Consider the following 3,301-nt stretch of genomic DNA (forward strand, 5'->3'; position numbering starts at 1 on the left):
AACCCGAACCACCGTGCGGCGTCACCGTTTGATAACCCGATGGACCTCTCCTTTAACGAGGCCCCGGCCCCCCGCCGCTCCCGTCACGGCAGACCGGGCGGCTCCGGCGGACCGATTGATCTGTCCGTCGGCCCTGTGGTGGAAAACGGCCAGATTAACGCGCACTACACCTCCCGCACCTCCGTGCGCGGTGTGAGCGATGATTATGGTGAGCAGATTAACGAGTGGATTCAGCGCCACATGTACTACCCGGAAGAAGCGGCCCGAAACGGGGAAGAAGGCAGTTCCTCCGTGCATGTGGTGCTGGACCGCACAGGCCGCGTAAAGTCTGTCTATCAGACAGGCTCTGCCGGGTCTTACTATCTGGATGCCGCAACCTCCGGCATGTTCCGCGGCTCCCAGTTGCCGCCTGTCCCGCCGGATATGAAGGGCAACCACTTCGATATTGATCTGACGATCAATTACATCCTGATCCGGCGTTAAGGGCAGCGTCTGCCTTTTAACGCCGGGATGTTTCCGAATTCTGGTGGGGAAACGGACTGTGGGCCATGCCCCGGCCTCACCAAAATCTGTAGAAACCAGCCCCTTAAAATCAGTTGCTTTGACCCTCTTGTAGAGAATAGTTTTTTAGAAGATCACTCTATTCCGGGCGGGAATAATGTCTGATAAAAATCCTGTTCTTTCTATTGCCTATTGTCTTGAAACAGACCGGTTTGAGGCGGCCCGGACAGCGCACCTGCATCAAAAAGACACGTTTTACTGTCCGAAGTGCCATATCCTCGTCACGCCTGCCCGCTCGTGCAAACACAATTACTTTTTCCGTGCGCTAAAAATTTTGCACGACACTAACTGCCGCTATCACAAAGAGCCAACGGAAGCGACAGGGACGGGCACACCGAAAACCGGTGATCCCATAGGCCAGCCTCTTCTCATTCCAAATTTTTTGGGAAAAATAAAACGTATCCCCCGTATCGGGCGGCCAGACCCTGCCGAGCTGGCGGCCCTCATTGCCAGAGCACAAAAACTGCCAGTTCTGGTGCCGGGAACACTGGAGGCTGTTGTGAGCGCATGGTCCTCCCTTTCCATCCCTGAAAGACGAAAAGAATTTCTGACAATAAACGGCGTTAACAGAAATTATGATGAAAATTTTGAGTTTATAGGAAATAAAGAGTGTGAGTTAGAGGATTTTGACTGGGATGGTAAAATCATTCAAGGCGGTGCAAAGCTCACCAAAGGCTCTGCGCAGGACTATTATTTTGTGAACTGCTACCGGAGATTCGTCATAAACGGGGAAAGTGTTCCCTTAAACATCATGCTTGGCCCGGATTTTACAAAAACTCTTCAGGAAAACTCTTTCTCTGACCTTATAAATCAGGACGTCACGGTGTTTCTCCACGGCTGCCGCCCGGTTTTTAACCCGGAACGACGCCGCCTGACTGTGACTGTTCCAAAAGACTTACGCTATGCCGGGCTCTGCCTGAGGCATAAGCCTGCTCTCTAAAACCAGTACAGAACCGGCACCTGTCGGGCCACATGGTTCTGCTTTACGGAGTGTGGCGTGTTTAGTAACCGCCACCGCCGCCCATGCCGCCATTCTGCATGGCCGGACCACCCATTCCGGGTCCACCGCCCTGCATGTTGCCGGAGCTGTTCCCGTTGCGCCAGCCGCCGTCACGCTGGCCGCCACCCGGACCACCCTGATGATGCCCGCCTCTTCCCCCGCCGGGTCCACCCATATCTCCCGGCGGCGGCATACAGGCGGCCAGAGCGCAGGTTACCAGCAAAGCTGCTGCTGTCAGAAGGGAACGTTTCATGCGGCCTGCCCTTTGCTGATCACATAGATGTCATATGCTTCAACCCGGCAAAGCCCCACTGGTTCCCTGTCATGGAGTGAGAATGGCAGAAAAACACGTCCTGCCACCATCGAATATAGTGAGGTTATTTCACATCTATATTGGCATTTTTTGAGGTCTCAAAATGCAGGTTATGACCCGGGTCCTGACTCACCCCGTCACTTTTTCTAAAATACATTCTGGAGTTGACGGCATCGACCAAAACAACTTTGTCAGCAAAAAAATCCAGCCCTAAAGACCCCTCATAGATTTTATCGGCAACCTTTATTTTCCGGTTTTTTTCGGTATCGTCGCCTATGGTCAGGTTCTCAACTGTCGCGATGTTAGAAATATAGCCTTCATTCAGGTTAAATCTTACCTCGCTTTTTTCGTCTTTTTTCACCAGCGGGATGTGATAGTCGGCAAGCCAGCCTACGGGCATTTCTGTCATATCCAAATCGGGATTGATGAAAAAATGCATTTTACGGCCAGATATTCTCACCGCCACTTCCAGCCTGTTCGCATTAACGTTGACATTGACCTCATGAAAATCACCCCCCATGATTTTCGCTATTTCTTCTTTATTCTCGCACCCGTCTTTCACCTCAAAAAAGGTGATTTTCCTGCTCTTCATATCAAACAGAACAGCAAAGTTATTGAGAAAAACATTTCCTATAATGCCAATAACCGGAAGCCCCTGCACGGACTGTTTACTCTCGCCTTTCAGAAGCACCAATTTGGCATCGGGCACATTAAAGCCACCAAAAGAGAAGGTCTTAACCCTGATAGCATGCGCTTTTTCGCGCTTTCCAAATGTATTGAGAACGTACCCCGTTTCCCATGAACTCTCATCGACCAATTTGTCAAAATTCATGGAAGCAGAGTTTTTTACGTAAATACTTTCATAATCATAACTCAAGAACAGAGCGGCTGGCTGGTTATTGATTTTAACCGGCATCAGCGGCGTATCACTTTGCCCGCCTAATAAAGTCTCACTGATGGAGGCCACAATGCAGGAGTGCTGGGCCTCCGCCTCAGGCGGCCACCACAGGCAGCACAGACCTAAAACAGCACCAGAGAGACTCGTCTTCCATTTCGACATTGCACATCTCTTATGACGCTCCAGACGGAGCCTGAAGCCAGTGCCAAACCGTCCGCAGCACCCGGTTTGTTAAAGATACGCAATGCTATCCCAAAGGCAACCCCTTGCCGCAGTACGGTCTAGCAGCCTGTCGGATTGGGGTACCCTGTGAAGGGGTGATGTTGTAAGGTTGTGAGATGAGCAGCTTCATCCCGTTTGACCGGTCTCAGCCGTATCTTCTGCCACCGGATCTGAAGTCGTGGCTTCCTGCTGACGATATGGCGCATTTCATTGTTGCAGCCGTTGAGCGGGTTCCGATGAGCGCGTTCTGCGTGCCAGTGCGCACGGGAGGCAAGGCGCAGTATCATCCGCGCCTGATGCTGGCCCT

4 protein-coding genes and 1 pseudogene are annotated in these 3,301 nt (G+C 51.8%); 3 read left to right on the plus strand and 2 right to left on the minus strand.

Annotated elements, in window-relative coordinates; all coding sequences use genetic code 11:
* Both KP699_RS16070 and KP699_RS16075 read left to right on the plus strand, forming a co-directional pair.
* On the plus strand, window positions 1-483 hold a 483-nt coding region (locus KP699_RS16070), incomplete at its 5' end, for an energy transducer TonB (RefSeq protein WP_215763326.1).
* A 577-nt stretch (window positions 484-1,060) separates the two neighbouring features.
* Window positions 1,061-1,501 (plus strand): hypothetical protein, encoded by a 441-nt coding sequence (locus KP699_RS16075; protein ID WP_215763327.1) that lies wholly within the window; start codon window positions 1,061-1,063, stop codon window positions 1,499-1,501.
* Between the two features lie 61 nt (window positions 1,502-1,562).
* On the opposite strand, the gene KP699_RS16080 is transcribed toward KP699_RS16075, so the two are convergent.
* On the minus strand, window positions 1,563-1,814 hold the full coding sequence (locus tag KP699_RS16080; RefSeq protein ID WP_215763328.1) for a hypothetical protein: 252 nt from the start codon (window positions 1,812-1,814) through the stop codon (window positions 1,563-1,565).
* Window positions 1,815-1,938: 124 nt separating this feature from the next.
* The gene (locus KP699_RS16085) at window positions 1,939-2,934 is read right to left on the minus strand and encodes a hypothetical protein (protein ID WP_215763329.1); all 996 of its coding nucleotides are present in this window, start codon (window positions 2,932-2,934) and stop codon (window positions 1,939-1,941) included.
* Window positions 2,935-3,110: 176 nt separating this feature from the next.
* Between KP699_RS16085 and KP699_RS16090 the strand changes: the two are divergent.
* A pseudogene (locus tag KP699_RS16090) lies at window positions 3,111-3,301 on the plus strand (IS5/IS1182 family transposase); the annotation flags it as partial.

The sequence above is a fragment of the Acetobacter sp. P1H12_c genome (assembly GCF_018811975.1).
In the GTDB taxonomy this organism is placed as follows: Bacteria; Pseudomonadota; Alphaproteobacteria; order Acetobacterales; family Acetobacteraceae; genus Acetobacter; species Acetobacter persici.